The sequence below is a fragment of the Streptomyces cavernicola genome, assembly GCF_029968035.1.
GTDB classification, from domain to species: domain Bacteria; phylum Actinomycetota; class Actinomycetes; order Streptomycetales; family Streptomycetaceae; genus Streptomyces; species Streptomyces cavernicola.
Genome location: NZ_JASCIQ010000009.1, coordinates 143,545 through 163,175, shown reverse-complemented (window position 1 = coordinate 163,175; position 19,631 = coordinate 143,545). Strand labels below are relative to the sequence as shown.

18 protein-coding genes and 1 tRNA gene are annotated in these 19,631 nt (G+C 71.7%); 8 read left to right on the top strand and 11 right to left on the bottom strand.

Going from position 1 to position 19,631, the window contains the following annotated elements; all coding sequences use genetic code 11:
* The first annotated feature begins 75 nt into the window (after positions 1-75).
* Positions 76-927, top strand: coding sequence for a spermidine synthase (locus QIS96_RS11070; RefSeq protein ID WP_282542303.1), 852 nt, complete (start codon positions 76-78; stop codon positions 925-927).
* Between the two features lie 434 nt (positions 928-1,361).
* Here QIS96_RS11070 and QIS96_RS11065 read toward each other — a convergent pair whose 3' ends face one another.
* Positions 1,362-1,904, bottom strand: coding sequence for a hypothetical protein (locus tag QIS96_RS11065; protein WP_282542302.1), 543 nt, complete (start codon positions 1,902-1,904; stop codon positions 1,362-1,364).
* An 89-nt stretch (positions 1,905-1,993) separates the two neighbouring features.
* Between QIS96_RS11065 and QIS96_RS11060 the strand changes: the two genes are divergently transcribed.
* Both QIS96_RS11060 and QIS96_RS11055 read left to right on the top strand, forming a co-directional pair.
* On the top strand, positions 1,994-2,719 hold the full coding sequence (locus QIS96_RS11060) for a response regulator transcription factor (protein WP_282542301.1): 726 nt from the start codon (positions 1,994-1,996) through the stop codon (positions 2,717-2,719).
* Positions 2,720-2,726: 7 nt separating this feature from the next.
* Positions 2,727-4,124: a HAMP domain-containing sensor histidine kinase gene (locus QIS96_RS11055; protein ID WP_282542300.1), complete on the top strand. Its 1,398-nt coding sequence runs from the start codon at positions 2,727-2,729 to the stop codon at positions 4,122-4,124.
* Between the two features lie 637 nt (positions 4,125-4,761).
* Here QIS96_RS11055 and QIS96_RS11050 read toward each other — a convergent pair.
* From QIS96_RS11050 to QIS96_RS11035, 4 genes are read right to left on the bottom strand one after another with little or no spacing between them, the layout of a single operon-like run.
* Entirely contained in the window at positions 4,762-6,165 is a 1,404-nt protein-coding gene (locus tag QIS96_RS11050; protein ID WP_282542299.1) for a GH1 family beta-glucosidase, read from the bottom strand.
* Between the two features lie 58 nt (positions 6,166-6,223).
* Complete coding sequence (locus tag QIS96_RS11045; RefSeq protein ID WP_408907158.1) at positions 6,224-7,162, bottom strand: carbohydrate ABC transporter permease; 939 nt, start codon at positions 7,160-7,162, stop codon at positions 6,224-6,226.
* A complete protein-coding gene (locus QIS96_RS11040) occupies positions 7,072-8,079 on the bottom strand; it encodes a carbohydrate ABC transporter permease (protein WP_282542297.1) in 1,008 nt (335 codons plus the stop codon). Before QIS96_RS11040 ends, QIS96_RS11045 begins: the two co-directional genes overlap by 91 nt.
* A gap of 3 nt (positions 8,080-8,082) precedes the next feature.
* A complete protein-coding gene (locus QIS96_RS11035; RefSeq protein WP_282542296.1) occupies positions 8,083-9,405 on the bottom strand; it encodes an ABC transporter substrate-binding protein in 1,323 nt (440 codons plus the stop codon).
* Positions 9,406-9,669: 264 nt separating this feature from the next.
* On the opposite strand from QIS96_RS11035, the gene QIS96_RS11030 reads away from it, so the two are divergent.
* Positions 9,670-10,731, top strand: a complete 1,062-nt coding sequence (locus QIS96_RS11030; protein ID WP_282542295.1) for a LacI family DNA-binding transcriptional regulator — start codon at positions 9,670-9,672, stop codon at positions 10,729-10,731.
* A 93-nt stretch (positions 10,732-10,824) separates the two neighbouring features.
* Here QIS96_RS11030 and QIS96_RS11025 read toward each other — a convergent pair.
* The 4 genes from QIS96_RS11025 to QIS96_RS11010 form a co-directional block, all read right to left on the bottom strand.
* Positions 10,825-10,897 (bottom strand) — tRNA-His (locus QIS96_RS11025).
* A gap of 135 nt (positions 10,898-11,032) precedes the next feature.
* Positions 11,033-11,635, bottom strand: a complete 603-nt coding sequence (orn, locus tag QIS96_RS11020) for an oligoribonuclease (protein WP_282542294.1) — start codon at positions 11,633-11,635, stop codon at positions 11,033-11,035.
* 5 nt (positions 11,636-11,640) lie between these two features.
* Positions 11,641-12,849, bottom strand: coding sequence for a helix-turn-helix domain-containing protein (locus tag QIS96_RS11015; protein ID WP_282542293.1), 1,209 nt, complete (start codon positions 12,847-12,849; stop codon positions 11,641-11,643).
* Positions 12,850-13,268: 419 nt separating this feature from the next.
* On the bottom strand, positions 13,269-13,712 hold the full coding sequence (locus QIS96_RS11010) for a hypothetical protein (protein WP_349017377.1): 444 nt from the start codon (positions 13,710-13,712) through the stop codon (positions 13,269-13,271).
* A gap of 376 nt (positions 13,713-14,088) precedes the next feature.
* Here QIS96_RS11010 and QIS96_RS11005 point away from each other — a divergent pair, with 376 nt between their 5' ends.
* On the top strand, positions 14,089-14,610 hold the full coding sequence (locus QIS96_RS11005) for a universal stress protein (RefSeq protein WP_282542292.1): 522 nt from the start codon (positions 14,089-14,091) through the stop codon (positions 14,608-14,610).
* Between the two features lie 265 nt (positions 14,611-14,875).
* On the opposite strand, the gene glmS is transcribed toward QIS96_RS11005, so the two are convergent.
* Together glmS and QIS96_RS10995 are read right to left on the bottom strand one after the other, a co-directional pair.
* The gene (glmS, locus tag QIS96_RS11000; protein WP_282542291.1) at positions 14,876-16,693 is read right to left on the bottom strand and encodes a glutamine--fructose-6-phosphate transaminase (isomerizing); all 1,818 of its coding nucleotides are present in this window, start codon (positions 16,691-16,693) and stop codon (positions 14,876-14,878) included.
* A 15-nt stretch (positions 16,694-16,708) separates the two neighbouring features.
* Positions 16,709-16,966, bottom strand: a complete 258-nt coding sequence (locus QIS96_RS10995) for a hypothetical protein (protein ID WP_282542290.1) — start codon at positions 16,964-16,966, stop codon at positions 16,709-16,711.
* A 206-nt stretch (positions 16,967-17,172) separates the two neighbouring features.
* Here QIS96_RS10995 and QIS96_RS10990 point away from each other — a divergent pair, with 206 nt between their 5' ends.
* From QIS96_RS10990 to QIS96_RS10980, 3 genes are all read left to right on the top strand, one after another.
* The gene (locus QIS96_RS10990; RefSeq protein ID WP_282542356.1) at positions 17,173-18,783 is read left to right on the top strand and encodes a beta-N-acetylhexosaminidase; all 1,611 of its coding nucleotides are present in this window, start codon (positions 17,173-17,175) and stop codon (positions 18,781-18,783) included.
* A 96-nt stretch (positions 18,784-18,879) separates the two neighbouring features.
* Complete coding sequence (locus tag QIS96_RS10985) at positions 18,880-19,134, top strand: ribbon-helix-helix domain-containing protein (RefSeq protein ID WP_282542289.1); 255 nt, start codon at positions 18,880-18,882, stop codon at positions 19,132-19,134.
* Positions 19,131-19,574: a PIN domain-containing protein gene (locus tag QIS96_RS10980; protein ID WP_282542288.1), complete on the top strand. Its 444-nt coding sequence runs from the start codon at positions 19,131-19,133 to the stop codon at positions 19,572-19,574. Before QIS96_RS10985 ends, QIS96_RS10980 begins: the two co-directional genes overlap by 4 nt.
* The last annotated feature ends 57 nt before the right edge of the window (positions 19,575-19,631 follow it).

The following is a 19,631-nucleotide window of genomic DNA, read 5'->3' as shown; positions in this document are numbered from 1 at the left end:
GGCCCGTACGGGGGCGCACCCGGGCCCGTACGGGGGTGGCGAGCCGGAATTCGTACGGGCGTCGATAATGGACGGATGGCCAGAAGGAAGCGCGACGCGGAAGCCGTCGTCGAAGAGGTGGACGGCGGACTGGCCGAACTCATCCCGGACCCGGACCGCACGCGCGCGTGGACGCTGCTCGTTGACGGCGCCCCGCAGTCGCACGTCGACCTCGACGAGCCCGCGTACCTCGACTTCGCGTACCAGCGCAGGCTCGGCCACATCGTCGATCTGATCGCCCCCGCGGGGAAGCCGGTGCGTGCCGTGCACCTCGGCGGCGGGGCCTTCACGCTGGCCCGCTACATCGCGGCGACCCGGCCGCGCTCCACCCAGCAGGTCGTCGAGCGGGACGCGGCGCTCGTCCAACTGGTCCGCCGCGAGCTGCCGTTGGACCCGCAGGCGCGGGTGCGGGTGCGGGCCGTCGACGCCCGCGAGGGGCTCGCGAAGATCCCCGACGGCTGGGCAGACCTGGTCATCGCCGACGTCTTCAGCGCCGCCCGCACGCCGGCGCACCTGACGAGCGCCGAGTTCCTCTCGGACGTACGCAGGGTTCTCGCGCCCGGCGGGCACTATGCGGCGAACCTCGCCGACGGGCCGCCGCTCACGCATCTGCGCCGGCAGATCGCCACCGCCGCGGGGCTCTTCGCGGAGCTTGCGCTGGCCGCGGATCCGGCGGTGCTGCGGGGGAAGCGGTTCGGGAACGCGGTGCTGCTCGCTTCTGATCGGGCCTTGCCCGTGGGCGAGTTGACGCGGCGGATTGCGGGGGATTCGCATCCGGGGCGGGTGGAGCATGGGGCTGCGCTCGTGGATTTCACCGGGGGTGCGGTGGGGGTGACCGACGCCACGGCGTCCGCGTCGCCGGCTCCGCCGCCGGGGGTTTTTCGGTAGGGCGTTCTTCTCCCCTCCCCGCCCCTTCCCGAAGTCCTCGCCGGACGGCCACCGTCGTCTGCCGCCCCCGGCCCCCCGGTCTCCGAGGTCTGCCGCCCTTGGACCCTGCTTCGGGGCTTCGCCCCGTACCCCGGCCGTCTTTTCGGCTGCTGCGCCGTTGTGGCTGGTCGCGCCCGCGCGGCGGAGCCGCAAATGTCACAGCCCCGCGCCCCTGAAGGCCGGGGCTGCGCCCCAGTCCCCGTGCCGACGGCGGCCACGCGGCGGCAGCCGCATATCGGACACAGCCGGGAAGGGGCGGGGTGGGGATCCGAAGCGCGGGTCGGGGCGTAGCCCCGTGGTGGGGTTCAGGGGCGGCAGCCCCGGGGCGAGGGCCCGAGGGTGCAACACCCGGAGCTGTCCGCTGAGGACTTCGGGGAGGGGCGGGGTGGGGAGAGTCAGCGCTCGTCGAGTTCCACCAGCGGCTTGTGGTCGTGCCAGGTGCAGAAGACCGAGACCTCGCGGTCGCCCTGCGTGAACGTCACGCGGATCCACTCCGGCTGCTTCCAGACCTGCATCTGCCAGCCCGCCTCCGGCGTAGCCGAGACCAGTTCGGCCGAGGAGGGACGCATCTCGAAGGCGACCCGGCCGCCCGAGACCGTGTAGCTCTTCACGTTGCCCTGGGGCTCGGGGGCGGGCGCGCTGCCCGAGGGGGAGTCCTTCGCGGGCGGAGTCCCGGTCGGCCCGGTCGGTTCGGTCGGCTTCTCGGACTGCTCGCCGGACCCCTCCAGCTTCGGCGTCTCGCGCGGCCGGTGCGTGGACGAGGCCTGCGGGGCGGCGCTCTCGGGCGAGGCCTGCGCGGCACCGGTGAGCGGCAGCGCCCGTGGGCGGTCGTACGCCGTGCCCGACATCACCGTGTGCACACCCCACCAGGACAGCGTGACCGCCGCCCCCGTGGCGAGCGTCCACGCCAGTCCGTGTACGAGTCCTCGTTGCCGCATCGCGGGCCATACTGCCCCATGCGCCGAGGGCCTGTCCCGGGCCCTTCGACCCGTGACCGCCGTCCCCCGTATGGCGTACGGTCCTGCACATGGCAAGTGTGCTCGTCGTCGAGGACGACCAGTTCGTGCGCTCCGCCCTGATCCGGCACCTGACCGATGCCTCCCACACCGTACGGAGCGTCGGCACGGCCCTGGAGGCGCTGCGCGAGGTCGCCCATGTCCGCTTCGACGTGGTGATCCTCGACCTGGGCCTGCCGGATCTCGACGGCTCCGAGGCGCTGAAGATGCTGCGCGGCATCACCGACGTACCCGTGATCATCGCCACGGCACGGGACGACGAGGCCGAGATCGTCCGGCTCCTCAACGACGGCGCCGACGACTACCTCACCAAGCCGTTCTCCGTCGAGCACCTCTCCGCCCGGATGGCGGCCGTCCTGCGCCGCTCGGGTTCCGGGGGCGGGGCGGAGGACCCGCTGGCAGGCGTCATCCGGGTCGGCGGGCTCGCCATCGACCCGCTGCGCCGCCAGGCCGAACTCGACGGCGCCGCGCTCGACCTGACCCGCCGCGAGTTCGACCTGCTGACGTTCCTCGCCGGCCGGCCCGGAGTCGTCGTACCCCGCAAGGAACTCCTCGCCGAGGTCTGGCAGCAGTCGTACGGGGACGACCAGACCATCGACGTCCATCTCTCCTGGCTGCGGCGGAAGTTGGGGGAGACGGCGGCCCGGCCGCGCTATCTGCACACGCTCCGCGGGGTGGGCGTCAAGCTGGAGCCGCCGGAGCCGGAGCCGGAGCCGGAGCCGGAGCGGCCGCAGTGAGGCCGCGGTGAGATGGGCCCTGGTCAAGGTGTGCCTGGCCGTCACCGCGATGGTCGTCGTCGCCTTCGCCGTGCCGCTCGGCCTCGTCATCAAGGAGATGGCCGCCGACCGGGCCTGGTCCAACGCCGAACGCCAGGCCGCCGCCATCGGCCCCACCCTCTCCATCACCACCGACCGCGACCAGCTGACCCGCGCCGTCGCCTCCACCCAGGCGGGCGCCGCCGGGCGGATGGCCGTGCACATCCCGGCCGTCGGCGACGACCCGGCCCTCGAAGTCGGGCGGCGGCGGGCGGCCCAGGCGGACCTGGACCGCACCCGCGAGATCGCCAGCCCCTCCATCGCGAACGCCCCCGACGGCATGGCCCTGTTGCAGCCCACCGCGCTCGGCTCGGGCGAGATCGCGATCGTCGAGGTCTTCGTGCCCGAGGGCGAGCTCAGCAACGGCGTCACCACGGCCTGGGTGGTCCTCGCGGGCGTCGGCATCGCCCTGATCATCGGCTCGGTGGCGGTCGCGGACCGGCTCGGCGTACGGCTGATCCAGCCCGCGAAGCGGCTCGCGGGCGCGGCGCACGACCTGGGCGAGGGCAAGCTCACCGCGCGCGTGCCCGAGGACGGGCCGACCGAGCTGAAGCAGGCCGCCGTCGCCTTCAACGCCATGGCCGACCAGGTCGTCCGACTCCTCGCCAACGAACGGGAGTTGGCCGCCGACCTGTCGCACCGGCTGCGCACCCCGCTGACCGTGCTCAGGCTGAACGCGGCATCCCTCGGCGAAGGGCCCGCCGCCGACCAGACCCGGGCCGCCGTCGAGCAGTTGGAGTCCGAGGTCGACACGATCATCCGCACCGCGCGCGCCGCCAAGCCGAGCACGGTGACGGGTGGGCCCGGCGCCGGGTGCGACGCGGCCGAGGTGATCCGGGAGCGGATGGCGTTCTGGTCGGCGCTCGCCGAGGACGAGGGGCGCGAGGTGCGGGTCGCGGGCGTGGAGCGGCCCGTGCGCGTTCCGGTCGGCCGGGCCGACCTGACCGCCGCCCTGGACGCGCTCCTCGGCAACGTGTTCCGGCACACCCGGGAGGGCACCGGCTTCGCCGTCGACGTGCACCGGGCCGAGGACGCGGTGATCGTCCTCGTCTCCGACGCGGGCCCCGGCATCCTCGACCCGGAGGCCGCGCTGGCCCGCGGCGGCAGCGGCACGGGCGACGCCGTCGGCTCAACCGGGCTCGGCCTGGACATCGTCCGGCAGTTGGCCGAGTCGACCGGCGGCGATGTCCGTATCGGCAGCTCTGTGCTCGGCGGTACGGAGATCCGGATCTGGATCCAGTTGGACGAGCGGAGTCCGGCTTCGGGGCGGCGCCGGCACGGGGGGCCGGTGCGGCGCAGGAAGCGGTCGGCCACCACGTCCGCCTAGCCGCTTCCCGGGGCCCCGCCCCCGGCCCCGCTTCGGGCTCCGCCCCGTCCCGGTTTCGGGGCTTCGCCCCGGACCCCGGTCGTCGTTCGGGTGCTGCGCCGTTGTGGCTGGTCGCGCAGTTCCCCGCGCCCCTAGCGGGGGCACTCATCCCAGCCCCTCCGGCGTAAATCCAGAGCACCTGAAAGCCAGCGGCGCTGTGTTTTCGGCTGCCCGCTTCGTCGTGGCTGGTCGCGCAGTTCCCCGCGCCCATGTCGGGGCACTCGACCCCACCCCTGTTTCGGGGCTCCGCCCCGTCCCCGGCCGTCGTTCGGGTGCTGCGCCGTCGTGGCTGGTCGCGCAGTTCCCCGCGCCCCTGTCGGGGCACTCGACCCAGCCCAGCCCGCAAGCTTCAGCCCCCCGCCCTGCAAAATCCAGCCCCGCGCCCCCAAAAAAAGCGAGCCCGCGACCCTGAAGAAACGCCCCGAGCCCCTAACAACGGAGCCCCGCGCCCCTGGAAATCCCGCCGACCTCGGCAAATCCCGCCCCACGCCCGCAAAATCCAGCCCCTCCGGCGTTTGAGGAGCGGGGGTTCGGGGGCGGAGCCCCCGATGCCGACGGCGGTCTTTCGGGAAGGGGCGGGGAGGGGAAGCAACAAGGGCTACGGCAGGCGTCCGCTCCTCGCGACCCCCGAGTACCACCGCCCACTCGACTTCACCGTCCGCCTCTGCGTGCCGTAGTCCACGTGCACCGCCCCGAACCGCTTGCTGTACCCGTACGCCCACTCGAAGTTGTCGAGGAGGGACCACAGGAAGTAGCCGCGTACGTCCGCGCCGGCGCGGATCGCCTCGTGCACCGCGGACAGGTGGGCGTGGAGGTAGCGGATCCGGTCCGGGTCGTGGACGTGGCCGTCGGCGTCCACGACGTCCTCGTACGCCGCGCCGTTCTCCGTGACGAGGAGCGGGACGCCGGGGGCCTCCGCCGTGTACCGGGCGAGCAGGTCGACCAGTCCTGAGGGGGCCACCGACCAGTCCATGGCGGTGAGTTCACCGGGCGGCCGGTGGAACGCCACCCCGTCCGCGCCGGGCCACGGCGACCGCGCGCTCGCGCGGTGGCCGTCGGGGGCCGCGGATACCACGGCGGGCGTGTAGTAGTTGATGCCGAGGAAGTCCAGCGGCTGCCGGATCGCCGCCGGGTCCTCGGGCCGTACGAAGGACCAGTCCGTGAGCCGCGCGGTGTCCGCGAGCAGGTCGGCCGGGTACGCGCCCTTCAGGAGCGGCCCCGTGAACACCCGGTTGGCGAGCGCGTCGACGCGCCGCCGCGCGTCCAGGTCCTCCGGCGCGTCGGTGAGCGCGCGCACCGGGCTCGGGTTGAGGCAGATCCCCACCTGCGCCCGCGCGGGCAGCGCCGCCCGCAGGGCCTGCGCGCCGAGCCCGTGCGCCAGGTTCAGGTGGTGGGCGGCGCGCAGCGCGGCGACCGGGTCGGTGCGCCCCGGCGCGTGCACCCCGGAGCCGTACCCCAGAAAGGCGCTGCACCACGGCTCGTTGAGCGTGGCCCACCGCTCGACCCGGTCGCCGATCGCCTCGGCCACGATCCCCGCGTACTCGGCGAAGCGGTACGCCGTGTCCCGCTCCGGCCAGCCGCCGCCGGCGGGCGAGCCGTCGGACGGCGCGGTCTCCAACTCCTGCGGCAGGTCCCAGTGGTAGAGCGTGACCAGCGGCTGGATGCCGTGCGCGAGCAGCTCGTCGACCAGCGCCCGGTAGAAGTCGAGGCCCTGCTGGGCGGCGGGGCCGCGCCCGGTGGGCTGGACGCGCGGCCAGGACACCGAGAACCGGTAGGCGCCCAGGCCGAGTTCGGCCATCAGGCGGACGTCCTCGCGCCGGCGGTGGAAGTGGTCGCAGGCGACATCCCCGGTGTCGCCGCCGAGCACCTTGCCCGGCGTACGGCTGAAGGTGTCCCAGATGGACGGCGTCCGGCCGCCCTCCCGGACGGCCCCCTCGATCTGGTACGCGGCGGTCGCGGCGCCCCACAGGAATTCCTCCGGAAACCGCAGCAGTTCATTCACGTATCGCTCCCAACGACGGTGTACGGGACGGGAGTCAGAGGTGTGCGGGAGCGGGGGCTCAGCCCTTGACCGCGCCCTGCATGATGCCCCCGACGATCTGTCTGCCGAAGACCACGAAGGCGAGCAGCAGCGGCAGCGTGCCGAGCAGCGCGCCCGCCATGATCACCGACTGGTCGGGGATGTAGCCGCGCCCGAGACCGGTCAGGGCGACCTGCACGGTCGGGCTGCCGTTCTGCGTCAGGGCGATGATCGGCCAGAAGAAGTCGTTCCAGGCCTGGACGAAGGTGAGCATCGCGAGCACGGCCATCGCGGGCCGGGCCGCGGGGAAGACGATGTGCCACACCACGCGCAGGCTGCTCGCCCCGTCCACCCGCGCGGCCTCGATCAGCTCGGTGGGCAGCGCCTGCAGCAGGTACTGGCGCATGAAGAACACCCCGAAGGCGCCGACGAGCGTCGGCAGAATCACGGCCTGCAGCCGGTCCGTCCACTGCAGCTCGGCGATCAGCATGTAGAGCGGTACGACGCCGAGTTGGGGCGGCACCATCATCGTGCCGACCACCAGGAGCATCAGCAGGTTCTTGAAGCGGAACCGCAGCTTGGCGAAGGCGAACCCGGCGAGCGTGGAGAACAGCACGGTGCCGACGGAGACCGAACCGGCCACGACCACCGTGTTGAGCAGCGCCGCGCCCATGTTGGCGTCGGTCCAGGCGATCTCCAGGTTCCTGAACAGGTTGCCGCCGAACCAGAACGGCGGCGGCGTCTGCGCGAGCCGGGTGTTGTTGCGGGACGCGGCGATCGCCGTCCACAGGAGCGGGAAGAGCGAGACGGCGGTGAACACGACGAGGACCGCGTACGTCCACCGCCCGCCGTGCAACTGCCGCCCCGCACCGGACGACTTCGGTGCCCTCATGCCGACGCCCCCTCGCTCTTGCGCAGCCGGCGGGCGAGCAGCCAGTTGACGGCGCCGATCAGGAGCAGGATCAGGAACATCGTCCACGCGATGGCCGAGGCCCTGCCGAGGTGCAGATTCACCCAGCCCTGCTCGTACAGGTACAGGCCGAGCGTCTGGAACTGGTGGTCCGAGCCGCCGCTCGCGCCCGCGCTGCCGTTGAAGAGCAGCGGCTCGCCGAAGAGCTGCATCGCGCCGATCGTCGACACCACACAGGTGAAGAGGATCGTCGGCCGCAGGCAGGGCAGCGTGACGTGCAGGAACTGCCGCCGGCGGGAGGCCCCGTCGAGCGCCGCCGACTCGTACAGCTCGGCGGGCACGGACTGCATCGCGGCCAGGTAGATCAGCGCGTTGTAGCCGGTCCAGCGCCAGACGACGATCGTGGAGACCGCGACCTTGGACGCGAAGCTCCCGTTCTGCCAGTCGACGCCGTCCCAACCGGCAAGCCCCAACGCCCAGTTGATCATCCCGTGGTCGCGCCCGAAGAGCAGCACGAAGACCAGCGTCGCCGCGGCCACCGAGGTCGCGTACGGGGTGAGGGCCGCGACCCGGAAGAACATCGAGCCGCGCAGCCGGTAGTGGAGGAGATGCGCGATGCCGAGGGCCATGAGGAGCTGCGGGACCGTCGACAGGAGGCCGATGGTCACCGTGTTGTGCAGCGCGTTCCAGAAGAAGTCGTCGTCGAGGAGACGCGCGAAGTTCCGCAGGCCCACCCACTCCATCTCCGTCGGGGCCGTCAGCTCCACCCGGTGCAGCGAGGCCCAGCCGGTGTAGAGCAGCGGGAAGAGCCCGAACGCGGCGAAGAAGACGAAGAACGGCGCGACGAACGCGTACGGACTGAATCGCATCTCCCGCCGGGAGCGTCGGCTCAGCCGTTCGCGGGCCCGCGCCTCGGCCGCGCCCTTGGACGGCGCCGCGCTCTCCTCCGTCCGGGAGGGCGCGGTCGCCCGGTATTCGCTCGCCATCGGTCACTCGTCCAGGGCGTTGTCGATCGCCTTCACGGCGGCCTTCCAGCCGGCCTCGGGCGAGGTGCCCTGCTGGTCGACCTGGAGCATGCCGACGTCCGCGAGGTTCTGCGCGATGATCAGGTCCTTCGGGCCGAGCGTCTGCACCGGCGCGCCCTCGGCGGCCTTCGCGAAGATCTTCCCGATCGGGGCGTCGCCGAAGTACGCGTTCTTCGAGTCGGCGACCGTCGGCAGGTCGTACGCGGCCGAGGCGCTCGGGAAGCTGCCCTGCGCGGCGAAGAGCTTCGCCTGCTGCTCGGGCGCGGTCAGCCAGGCCGCGAGTTTCGCCGCCTCCTCGCTGTGCTTGCCGGCCTTCGGCACGACCAGGAACGAGCCGCCCCAGTTGCCGGGCTTCGGCGCCTGCGCCACGTCCCACCGGCCCGCGCCCTTCTCGCCCGCCTTGGTCTTGATGTAGCCGAGCATCCAGGCGGGGCAGGACACCGTGGCGAAGCTGCCGTTGGCGAAGCCCTGGTCCCAAGTGGGCTGGAACTGCTGGAGTTTGGCGGTGAGCCCCTCGGTGGCGAAATCGGCGGCCAGGTTCCAGGCCTCCTTCACGCGCGGGTTCGACTTGTAGACGACCTTGCCGTCCTCGTCGTAGTAGCGCTCCGCGTAGCTGCCCGTGACGGCGGCCATCACACCGGCCGCCGAGTCGACGAACGCCTTGCCCTCGGGGGCCTTCTTCTCGAACTTCCGGCCGACCTGCAGGTACTTGTCCCAGTCCCCGGCCCACAGCCTGCCGACGGCCTCGCGGTCCGTGGGCAGCCCGGCCTTGGCGAACAGGTCCTTGCGGTAGCAGATCCCCTGCGGCCCGACGTCCGTGCCGAGCCCGACGGTCGCACCGCTCTTCGTCGTCCCCTGCCGCCACTTCCAGTCCAGATACGCGTCCTTCGAGACGCCGGGCGCCTTGCCGAGGTCGACGAGCTTGTCGGACTGGGTGGCGACGACCTCCGCGATGTTGTTGACCTCGACGGCCTGGATGTCGGCGAGCCCGCTGCCCGAGCCGAGGTGGGTGAGCAGCTGCGGGTAGTAGTTCTCGTTCCGCTCGATGGATGTCTGCTCGATGACGACGTCCGGGTGCTGCTTCATGTACGCGTCGTACAGCCCGGCCTCCTTCAGGCCGAACACCCCGAAGACCCCGACGGTCAGCGTGGTCTTCCCCGCGCCGTCGCCGCGGCCCGCGGGGCCGCCGGGTTCCTCGGGGTCCTCGGCGCAGCCGCCGAGCAGCGAGGCGCCGAGGGTGACGGCGGCGGCCAGAGCCACCGCCCGCGTACGGGTCGTGGTGCGCATGGCGTCCTCCAATGTGCCCAGCGAGCCGGGAAGCGTCCAACTTCTGTCCGCAGCAAGGCGGTTGGGGCGGCAGCTCGGGCGGGGAACGTGCGGGTCATGTATGCATCCGATACGTTGGGAGCGCTCCCACCGTGATGTGTTGAAGCGTTGCGGGCTCCCCAGGGGGTGTCAAGACGACGGACGTCGGGAGTTCGTTCGGTTACCCGGTGTTAGGTTCCGGTCGGCCGTGGGATTCCGGCCGGCACGGGCGCAGGGGAGGCAGTCATGGCGGTGCGGGAGCCGCGGGGCAGGGGCGGGCGTCGCCCCACCCTGGAGCAGGTGGCGGAGCGCGCGGGGGTGGGCCGCGGCACGGTGTCCCGGGTGATCAACGGCTCGCCCCGGGTGAGCGAGCACACCAGGGCCCTGGTCGAGGCGGCGGTGGCGGAGCTCGGGTACGTGCCGAACACGGCGGCGCGCGCCCTGGCCGCGAATCGCACGGACGCCATCGCCCTGGTCGTGCCCGAGCCGGAGCGGCGCTTCTTCGCCGAGCCGTACTTCTCCGACATCGTCCACGGCGTCGGCCTGGCCCTCGCCGAGACGGAGGTGCAGCTGCTGCTCACGTTCGCGGGCGGCGACCGGGAGCGCAGACGTCTGGCCCAGTACCTGGGCGCGCAGCGCGTGGACGGGGTGCTGCTCGTCTCGGTGCACGCGGGCGATCCGCTGCCCGACCTGGTGGACCAGCTGGGCGTCCCGGCGGTGCTCAGCGGCCGGCGCAGCGCGGACGAGCGACTGCCTTCGGTGGACTCGGACAACTTCGGCGGCGGCCGGGCGGCCGTCGGGCACCTCCTTGACCGTGGCCGCCGCACGATCGCGCTGATCACCGGCCCGCTCGACGTGTACGGGGCGCGCCGCCGGCACGAGGGCTGCCTGGCGGCCCTCGCGGCGGCGGGGCGTCCGGTCGACCCGGAGCTGGTCGCGGAGGGCGACTTCACGGAGGAGGGCGGCCGCCGCGCGATGGCGGAGCTTCTGGCCCGCCGCCCGGACCTGGACGCGGTCTTCGCGGGCTCGGACGTGATGGCGGGCGGCGCCCGGCTCGTGCTGCGGGGCGCGGGCCGCCGAATACCTCAGGACGTGGCGCTGGTCGGCTACGACGACTCGGTGATCGCCCGCCATCTGGAGCCGGCCCTGACGAGTGTGCGGCAGCCGATCGTGGAGATGGGCCGGGAGATGACGCGGCTGCTTCTGGAGGAGATCGCGGAGCGTGCGGGGGGCCGCCCGGCGCGGGGTGCGGGGGAGCGGCGCCGGCTGGTGCTTCCCACGGAGCTGGTGGTGCGGGACTCGTCCTGAGCTGTTCGGCACTCGCATCGGGTGCTCGTCGCGGAGGAGGGCCCGGAAACGCATCAAGGTCCGGGCCTTTCGGCCCGGACCTTGATCCTTGAGGGTGAGTGACGGGACTTGAACCCGCGGCCACCTGGACCACAACCAGGTGCTCTACCAACTGAGCTACACCCACCATGACCGGTCGTTTTTCCGACCGGCCGAGAAAAAGTGTACAGGGTCCGAAGGGGTGCTCGCGCCCGCCTTTTCCTCGGGCGCTGATCGGGGCCCGGATGAGCCCCGATCACCGCCCGCCGGGCGCGGGCCTCGGCTACTCCGCGGGCAGCACGTGCTTCGCGGCGATGGCCTTGGCCGTGTCCGAGTCGGGTCCCGGCTGCGGGACGAAGATCGCCTCGCGGTAGTACCGAAGCTCCGCGATGGACTCGCGGATGTCGGCGAGGGCCCGGTGGTTGCCGTTCTTCTCCGGGCTGTTGAAGTACGCCCGCGGGTACCAGCGCCGGGACAGCTCCTTGATGGAGGAGACGTCCACGATGCGGTAGTGCAGGTAGTCCTCCAGGGTCGGCATGTCCCGCAGCAGGAAGCCGCGGTCGGTGCCGACCGAGTTCCCGCAGAGCGGCGCCTTGCCCGGCTCCTTGACGTGCTCACGTACGTACGCGAGCACCTGCTCCTCGGCTTCGGCGAGGGTGGTGCCGGCCGCCAGCTCGTCGAGCAGGCCCGAGGCGGTGTGCATGTCGCGCACCACCTCGGGCATCGTCTCGAGGGCGGCGTCCGGCGGGCGGATCACGATGTCCACGCCTTCGCCGAGCACGTTGAGCTCCGAGTCGGTGACCAGCGCGGCCACCTCGATAAGTGCGTCGTCCGTCAGCGAGAGCCCGGTCATCTCGCAGTCGATCCACACCATGCGATCGTTCATGCGTCTCACCCTACGGGGCGTTCCCGCTGACCGGGGAGCGTCGCGCGAGCGGCGGCGTACAGTTCGGCGGCCGGTCTGCCGGTGTCGGCCGAGGCCGTCGCGCCCGGCAGGCCGAGCGAGCTGGCGGCGGCCGCACGCCGGGACTGCGCGGGCAGCGGACCCGGGCCTTCCAGGACCTCGGCGGGCTTCTCGCTCTGTGGCCTGCGGGCGCGGTAGGCGGCCCGGTAGGCGGCGGGCGAGGAGCCGAGCTGGCGGCGGAAGTGGCCGCGCAGCGCCACCGGGGAGCGGAACCCGCAGCGGCCCGCGACCTCGTCGACGGAGTAGTCGGAGGTCTCCAGGAGCCGCTGGGCCTGCAGGACCCGCTGGGTGATGAGCCACTGCAGGGGTGCGCTTCCGGTGAGCGAGCGGAACCTCCGGTCGAAGGTCCGCCGGCTCATGTACGCGCGCGCCGCGAGCGTCTCCACGTCGAACTGCTCGTGGAGGTGCTCGAGCGCCCAGGCGACGACCTCGGCGAGCGGGTCGGCGCCGATCTCCTCAGGTAAAGACCTGTCGAGGTAGCGCTCCTGGCCGCCGGTGCGCCGGGGCGGTACGACGAGCCGGCGGGCGAGCGCCCCCGCGGCCTCCGTGCCGTGGTCGGTGCGCACGATGTGCAGGCACAGGTCGATGCCCGCGGCCGTGCCCGCCGAGGTGAGCACGTCCCCGTCGTCCACGAAGAGTTCCCGCGGGTCGACGTGGACGGACGGGTAGCGCTTGGCGAGCGTCGGCGCGTACATCCAGTGGGTCGTGGCGGGGCGGCCGTCGAGGAGGCCCGCGGCCGCGAGGACGAACGCCCCGGTGCACAGGCCGACGATGCGCGCGCCCTCCTCGTGTGCGCGGCGCAGCGCGTCGAGCGCCTCTTCCGGCGGCGGCGAGGTGATCGAGCGCCAGGCGGGCACGACGACCGTGCCTGCGCGCGCGATGGCCTCCAGGCCGTGGGGCGCGGAGAGTTCGAGTCCTCCCGTGGTGCGCAGCGGGCCGTCCTCGCCCGCGCACACGAGAAGTCGGTATCGCGGCACGCCCGCGTCCTGGCGGTCGATGCCGAAAACGGAGAGCGGTATGGAGCTCTCGAAGATGGGTCCGCCGCTGAACAGCAGCACGGCGACGATTTCCCTGCGCCGGCGGCCGGAGAGCTTGCGTACTGAGCCCTCAGGTGCGGCTGCGGAGTCGTGGCTCACGGTGCTAAGCCCCCCTCTGTGGTCGCGGCGCCCCTCACTTGCCGGGCCTGTCGCTCTTGCACACTGCTTCTAGACTTCACAGCCCCTCGGTCCTGCACGAGTCCCCCGCCCACACGGTCATGATCGAATCTACTGTGTCCCGTACCGTCCTCGTGACCAGTTCAGCACCAGGCTCAATGTCGACAATGCGGCGTGGCGTGAAGTTTTCGATCACGAAGCGTGGCACGCAAGGCAGTTCAGGGGAAGTGCGCGAACGCCCCTTGGCCGGTCCCTGTGCGGGTGAGAGGGCCTGCGGGGGCCATCTGGCGCTGCTGGAAAGGGTGTTGGGGCCCGCCTGGACCACTGGGGGCCCGCCGCTGTCAGTTTGGCTGAAAAGAAGCGAAACGGCTCGGCTCATTCCCGTCCACGGTGCGTACGGTTCAGGCCGCACGCCGGTCGCCGCGTCGGGCGTGCGCGCCGCTCGCCCCGTCGGCCTCGCGCCGCTTCGCGTTCTGTTCCGCGAGCAAACTGGCCGCGCTCCGCTCGGACCTGCGGAGCAGTATGCGGCACACCCCGGTGACCGCCACGAGCCCGAGCGCCGCCCCGACCGCCCCGCCGAGCGAGGTGCCGTAGACGACGAGCACGACCGGTACGAGCACACAGCTGAACGCGGCCCAGCCGACGACGTCCGACGAGGAGCTCCGGCCGGGCGCCGGCGCGGGGGGCGGCGCGGGAGTCGGTGCCGCGGCGGTGGCTGCGGTGCCCTGCGGCGCCGGGCGCGAGGCCGGCAGGCAGGTGCGCGGTGGGGGTTGCGGGGTGCTGTGGGGCCGTGGTGGGCGTCGCGAGGCGGGGACGGGTGTGGACGCGGTGCGCGGCCTTGGCACGGAGTTGCTCCTGGGGCTCGGGTTCACGCCTTCAACGCGCGGCGAAGCGCCCAGGTCACTGGGGTGGTCGGGGTCGTCGGCCGGTCGGTGCGGCCCGCGGCGGCATATCTCGGGGAAGGGCGGGTAACGACCCGGTGCAGAAGCCTGTACGGGGCAGCGACCGTTGCGATACGGGGCGGGCTCGTGCATGCTCCCGGGGAACGCTGCGGATGCCGCTGCGGGACCTGGGCAGAGGAGGAGTGTCGCCGTACCCTCGGGGGTATGGGGTTGGGAAGATGTTTCCCGGCCACAGCTTCGCGCCGTGCGCCCCTCCTGCCCGATGCACCCGATGAAAAGTCGCCCCTCTCACCGAGGACTTCCTTCAGCCGAGACACCGATGGCCGGTCACGAATTCCCCGAACCCGCAGACCGCAAGCGGCAGGTCGCCGATCCGACGACGCCGCGGGCGGAGCCTCAGCCGCGCCATGCCTGCGATCCCGCCTTCAAGCACGGCGTCGTGGTCGGCTTCGACGGCTCCACGTCCAGTGAGCGCGCCCTCGCGTACGCGATCGGCATGGCCAGCCGCTCCGGCTCGGGCCTGATCATCGTGCACGTCGCCAACCGGCTGCCCACCACCGTCTGGGCGGGCTGCGAACCCCCGGTCTTCGTGGACGTCCCGGACCACCGCACCGAAGTGCTCGGGCTCGAACTCGCCTGCGCGGAGTACCTGTCCGAGGTCCCGTGGATCCTCGTCGAACGCGGCGGGGACATCTGCCACGAACTCGAAGAAGTCGGGCGGGAGTACGAGGCGGACGCGATCGTCGTCGGCTCCTCGCACGGCCTCGTGGGCCGCATCTTCGGCTCCGTCGCAGGCCGGCTCGCCCGCCGTGCGCAGCGCCCCGTGATCGTCATTCCGTAAGGCGCGCTTCCCTCAAGGTCCTTGCCCCGTCGAAGAGTTCGTCTCGTAGCCGGTGAAAATCCCTGTGCGCAGAGGTGCTTTGTGCCTTTGTGAAGGGTACGTATGTCACTGAGCGTGCTGCCGGGTCGGGGGGTGACGGCCACCGGCCGAGGCGGCTTCCCGGGCCGGGGTGATGGGCGACCCCGGCCGTCCGAAAAGAACGACCCCCTGTGTGCAAGGTGGCGCGCACAGGGGGTCGTTCGGGTTCGGGCCGCGGCGGCGGGGGCTACTCGACCGTGACGGACTTGGCCAGGTTGCGCGGCTTGTCGATGTCCCGGCCGAGGCTCAACGCCGTGTGGTAGGCGAGGAGTTGGAGCGGGATGCCCATGAGGATCGGGTCCAGCTCGGGCTCGTTCTTCGGGACGACGACGGTGTGGTCGGCCTTCTCCTGCTCCTGGTGCGCGACGGCGAGGATACGGCCGGAACGGGCCTTGATCTCCTCCAGAGCGGCGCGGTTCTTCTCCAGGAGGTCGTCGTCCGGGACGATCGCGACGGTCGGAAGGGCGGGCTCGATCAGGGCGAGCGGGCCGTGCTTCAACTCCGAGGCGGGGTACGCCTCGGCGTGGATGTACGAGATCTCCTTGAGCTTGAGCGAGGCCTCGAGGGCGACCGGGTAACCGCGCACGCGGCCGATGAACATCATCGACTTGGCGTCGGCGTAGTCGTCGGCGAGCTTCTTGATGTCCGCCTCGGACTCCAGGATCTGCTGGATCTGCTCGGGCAGCTTGCGCAGGCCCTCGATGATCCGCTTGCCGTCGGAGACGGACAGGTCGCGGATGCGGCCCAGGTGCAGGGCGAGCAGCGCGAACGCGACCACGGTGTTGGTGAAGCACTTGGTGGAGACGACGCACACCTCGGGCCCGGCGTGCACGTACATGCCGCCGTCGGCCTCGCGGGCGATGGCCGAGCCGACCACGTTGACCACGCCGAGGACGCGGGCGCCCTTGCGCTTCAGCTCCTGCACGGCGGCCAGCACGTCGTACGTCTCACCGGACTGGGAGACCGCCACGTACAGGGTGTCGGGGTCGACGACCGGGTTGCGGTAGCGGAACTCCGAGGCGGGCTCGGCGTCGGCGGGGATGCGGGCCAGGGACTCGATGAGCCCGGCGCCGATCAGGCCCGCGTGGTACGAGGTGCCGCAGCCGAGGATCTTGATGCGGCGGATGGTGCGGGCCTCGCGGGCGTCCAGGTTGAGGCCGCCGAGGTGCACGGTGGAGAAGCGGTCGTCGATCCGGCCGCGCAGGACGCGGTCCACGGCGTCGGGCTGCTCGCTGATCTCCTTGTGCATGTACGTGTCGTGGCCGCCCATGTCGTACGACTCGGCCTCCCACTCGACGGTGGTGGGCTCGGCGGTCGTGCGGGTGCCGGAGGTGGTGTACGTACGGAAGTCGTCGGCCTTGATCGTGGCCATCTCGCCGTCGTCCAGGGTGACGATCTGGCGGGTGTGGGAGACGAGCGCGGCGACGTCCGAGGCGACGAACATCTCCTTCTCGCCGATGCCGAGGACGACCGGGGAGCCGTTGCGGGCGACGACGATGCGGTCCGGGAAGTCGGCGTGCAGGACGGCGACGCCGTACGTGCCCTCGATCTGCTTGAGGGCGCCCCGGACCTTCTCCTCCAGGGTGTCCGCGTCGTTGCGGGAGATGAGGTGGGTGAGCACCTCGGTGTCGGTCTCGGAGAGGAACTCGACGCCCTCGGCGGTGAGCTTGGTCCGCAGGTCGGAGGCGTTGTCGATGATGCCGTTGTGGACGACGGCGACCTTGCCCTCGGCGTCCATGTGCGGGTGGGCGTTCTCGTCGGAGGGGGCGCCGTGGGTGGCCCAGCGGGTGTGGGCGATGCCCGTGGTGCCGGCGAAGCGCTTGGGGACGCGGGCCTCCAGGTCACGGACCCGGCCCTTGGCCTTGACCATCTTCAGGGCGGACGACTTGGGGCTGTTGACGACGACGCCGGCCGAGTCGTAGCCGCGGTACTCCAGGCGCTGCAGGCCTTCGAGCAGGAGGGGGGCCACGTCACGCTTGCCGATGTATCCGACGATTCCGCACATACCGGTTGGGTTCCTCTAGCCGTAGACGATGCGGCGCAGCTGTCGGAGCGAGAGCTCCGGCGGCGCGACCGCGCGGTAACGCAGATCCGTGGAGATCTGCTCGAAGATCGCCGCGTTCACCAGGCCCTGACTCTGGAGTTCGCGGTGGCGGCGACGGACGAACTGCTCGGTCGTCTCGTCGAAATAGGCGAGAACGTCCTGGACCACCCGCAGGGCCTCGCCCCGCTGGAGCGGGGTGCTGCGGGTCAGGTGGTCGATGAGGTCGTCGTGCACTCGGATGATCCTGGAGTACGAGGGGGTCGTTCGCAAGAATCCTGCCCGGTTTCGGGCAAGGGTGTGTCGTTCGGTGCAGGGTCGGCTCGGTCCGGTGGGCCGTAAGTGGTCTACACCCTTGACCCCGGTGGGGGCGCACGGTACCCATGAGCGACGTTCTTGCCCACAGTTGCGCAGCCCGTCCGAAGGGACCGCTAGTGACGCATGTGAGATCGCACAGAACAACTCCGCGCCTGCTCGGCGCACTCTTACTCGTCGCCGCCGCGGGGTTCTCCTGCCTCGCCGCGGCCCCGCAGAGCTCGGCGCAGCCCGCCGCCGAGCCCACCCCGCTCGGCCAGGTCGTGCCCGCGCCCGCGAAGGTCGAGGCGGGCGGCGCCCCGTACGAGATCGACGGGTCGACCCGGATCAGGGTCGAGGGTGACTCGCGGGCGGTGCAGCAGGTCGGGGAGCAGCTCGCCGCGCTGCTGCGGCCCGCGACCGGGCTCGGCCTGCCGGTCACCGACGACGCGGGGCAGGACGGCATCCGGCTCCGACTCTCGGACAGTGCAAGGGAGTTGGGCGGCGAGGGGTACCGCCTTGAGTCCGGGGCCCGTGCGGTGACCATCACGGCGCACAAGGCCGCCGGGCTGTTCCGCGGCGTGCAGACGCTGCGCCAGCAGCTGCCCGCGAGCGTGGAGAAGGGGACGCGGCAGCCGGGGCCCTGGCAGGTCGCCGGCGGCACCGTCGAGGACGAGCCGCGCTTCGAGCACCGGGGCGCGATGCTGGACGTGTCCCGGCACTTCTTCACCGTCGAACAGGTGAAGCGGTACATCGACCAGATGGCGATGTACAAGATCAACAAGCTGCATCTGCACCTCAGCGACGACCAGGGCTGGCGGATCGCGATCGACTCCTGGCCGAACCTCGCCAAGCACGGCGGCTCCACGCAGGTCGGCGGCGGGCCGGGCGGCTACTACACCAAGGAGCAGTACAAGGAGATCGTCGCCTACGCGGGCGAGCGGTATCTGGAGGTGATCCCGGAGATCGACATGCCGGGCCACACCAACGCCGCGCTCGCCTCGTACGCCGAGCTCAACTGCGACGGGGTCGCGCCGCCGCTCTACACCGGCACCGAGGTCGGCTTCAGCTCGCTGTGCGTGCCGAAGGAGGTCACGTACGACTTCGTGGACGACGTGATCCGGGAGATCGCCGAGCTGACGCCGGGCCGCTACATCCACATCGGCGGGGACGAGGCACACTCGACCAGCCACGAGGACTACGTGACGTTCATGGAGCGGGTCCAGCCGGTGGTCGCCAAGTACGGGAAGACGGTGATCGGTTGGCACCAGCTGACGGGTGCGAAGCCGGTTGACGGGGCCGTCGCGCAGTACTGGGGGTACGACAAGACCGGCCAGGCCGAGCGGGACCAGGTCGTGAACGCGGCGAGGAACGGCACGAAGCTGGTCCTCTCCCCGGCGGACCGGGCCTACCTCGACATGAAGTACACGCCGTCGACCCCGCTGGGGCTCGCGTGGGCGGGCTACGTGGAGGTGGACCGGTCGTACGACTGGGATCCGGGGGCCTATCTGGAGGGCGCGCCGGAGGAGTCGATCCTCGGGGTCGAGGCGCCGCTGTGGTCCGAGACGATCTCCGAGTCGGAGCACATCGAGTACATGGCGTTCCCGCGCCTGCCGGGCATCGCCGAGCTGGGCTGGTCACCGGCGTCCACGCACGACTGGGACGCGTACAAGGTGCGGCTCGCGCAGCAGGGGCCTCGGTGGGAGGCGCTGGGGATGAACTATTACCGGTCGCCGTTGGTGCCTTGGCCCAAGGGCTGACCGAGGTCGTTCTTCCCGTGCCGGGGTGCTGCTCTTGCGCCCCGGCACGGGCTTGGCCGACATACATCGATCTGGTACATGGGCTAGCATTGGTACATGTCCATGAAGCGAACCAACGTCTACGCCGACCCGGAAGACCTCGCCATCATCAAGGAGGCGGCGAAGCGGCGAGGGATCAGTGAGGCCGAGATCATCCGCCAGGGCATTCACCTCGCGGCCATGGCCAACCGTGTCTGGGACGAGCCCCTCTTCTCGCGCACTTTTGAAGGGTCCGGCCGCACCCCCACCAAGGCTGATGTGCGCGATGCCGTCGCCGACGCCGTAGGCCGCGAGGACGGGACTGCCGCGTGATCATCGTCATCGCGGACACCTCCGGGCTCCTGGCGGCGCTCGACTCGCGCCACCCTGAGCACCAGTCGTCGAACGAAGCGATCATGGCGGCGGGCCTGCTGGTGATGTCCCCCCTGCTGCTTGCCGAGATCGACCATGTGGCCACTCGCGAGATCGGCCGTGAAGCCGCGCTCAGCGCGGTCGACGACATCCGGCTCTGGATGCGCCGTGGTCGCGTCGCGGTCCCCGAGATCACGGAGGACCACCTGGGGGTCGCCCAGTCCGTGCGCGCCCGCTACCGCGGTCTCGACCTGGATCTGGCGGACGCCGTGAACGTGGCCCTCGCCGCTGACTACGACACCGACGCCGTCCTCACGCTCGACCGCCGCGATTTCCGGGCCGTGCGCCCGTTGGGCCGGCACAAGGCGTTCCGGGTGCTGCCCGACGACCTGCCGCTGTGAGACGCCGGCGCCCGGGAGGACCGTCTCCCGGGCGCCGGTTGCGTGTGGGGCGCGTGG

Excerpts from the sequence above, each read along its gene's own strand:
- QIS96_RS11030 (WP_282542295.1), top strand. The coding sequence starts at position 9,670 with ATGGCGGTGCGGGAGCCGCGGGGCAGGGGCGGGCGTCGCCCCACCCTG.
- QIS96_RS10985 (WP_282542289.1), top strand. The coding sequence starts at position 18,880 with ATGTCCATGAAGCGAACCAACGTCTACGCCGACCCGGAAGACCTCGCC.
- glmS (WP_282542291.1), bottom strand. The coding sequence starts at position 16,693 with ATGTGCGGAATCGTCGGATACATCGGCAAGCGTGACGTGGCCCCCCTC.
- QIS96_RS11070 (WP_282542303.1), top strand. The coding sequence starts at position 76 with ATGGCCAGAAGGAAGCGCGACGCGGAAGCCGTCGTCGAAGAGGTGGAC.
- QIS96_RS11065 (WP_282542302.1), bottom strand. The coding sequence starts at position 1,904 with ATGCGGCAACGAGGACTCGTACACGGACTGGCGTGGACGCTCGCCACG.
- orn (WP_282542294.1), bottom strand. The coding sequence starts at position 11,635 with ATGAACGATCGCATGGTGTGGATCGACTGCGAGATGACCGGGCTCTCG.
- QIS96_RS11060 (WP_282542301.1), top strand. The coding sequence starts at position 1,994 with ATGGCAAGTGTGCTCGTCGTCGAGGACGACCAGTTCGTGCGCTCCGCC.
- QIS96_RS11005 (WP_282542292.1), top strand. The coding sequence starts at position 14,089 with ATGGCCGGTCACGAATTCCCCGAACCCGCAGACCGCAAGCGGCAGGTC.
- QIS96_RS11035 (WP_282542296.1), bottom strand. The coding sequence starts at position 9,405 with ATGCGCACCACGACCCGTACGCGGGCGGTGGCTCTGGCCGCCGCCGTC.
- QIS96_RS11040 (WP_282542297.1), bottom strand. The coding sequence starts at position 8,079 with ATGGCGAGCGAATACCGGGCGACCGCGCCCTCCCGGACGGAGGAGAGC.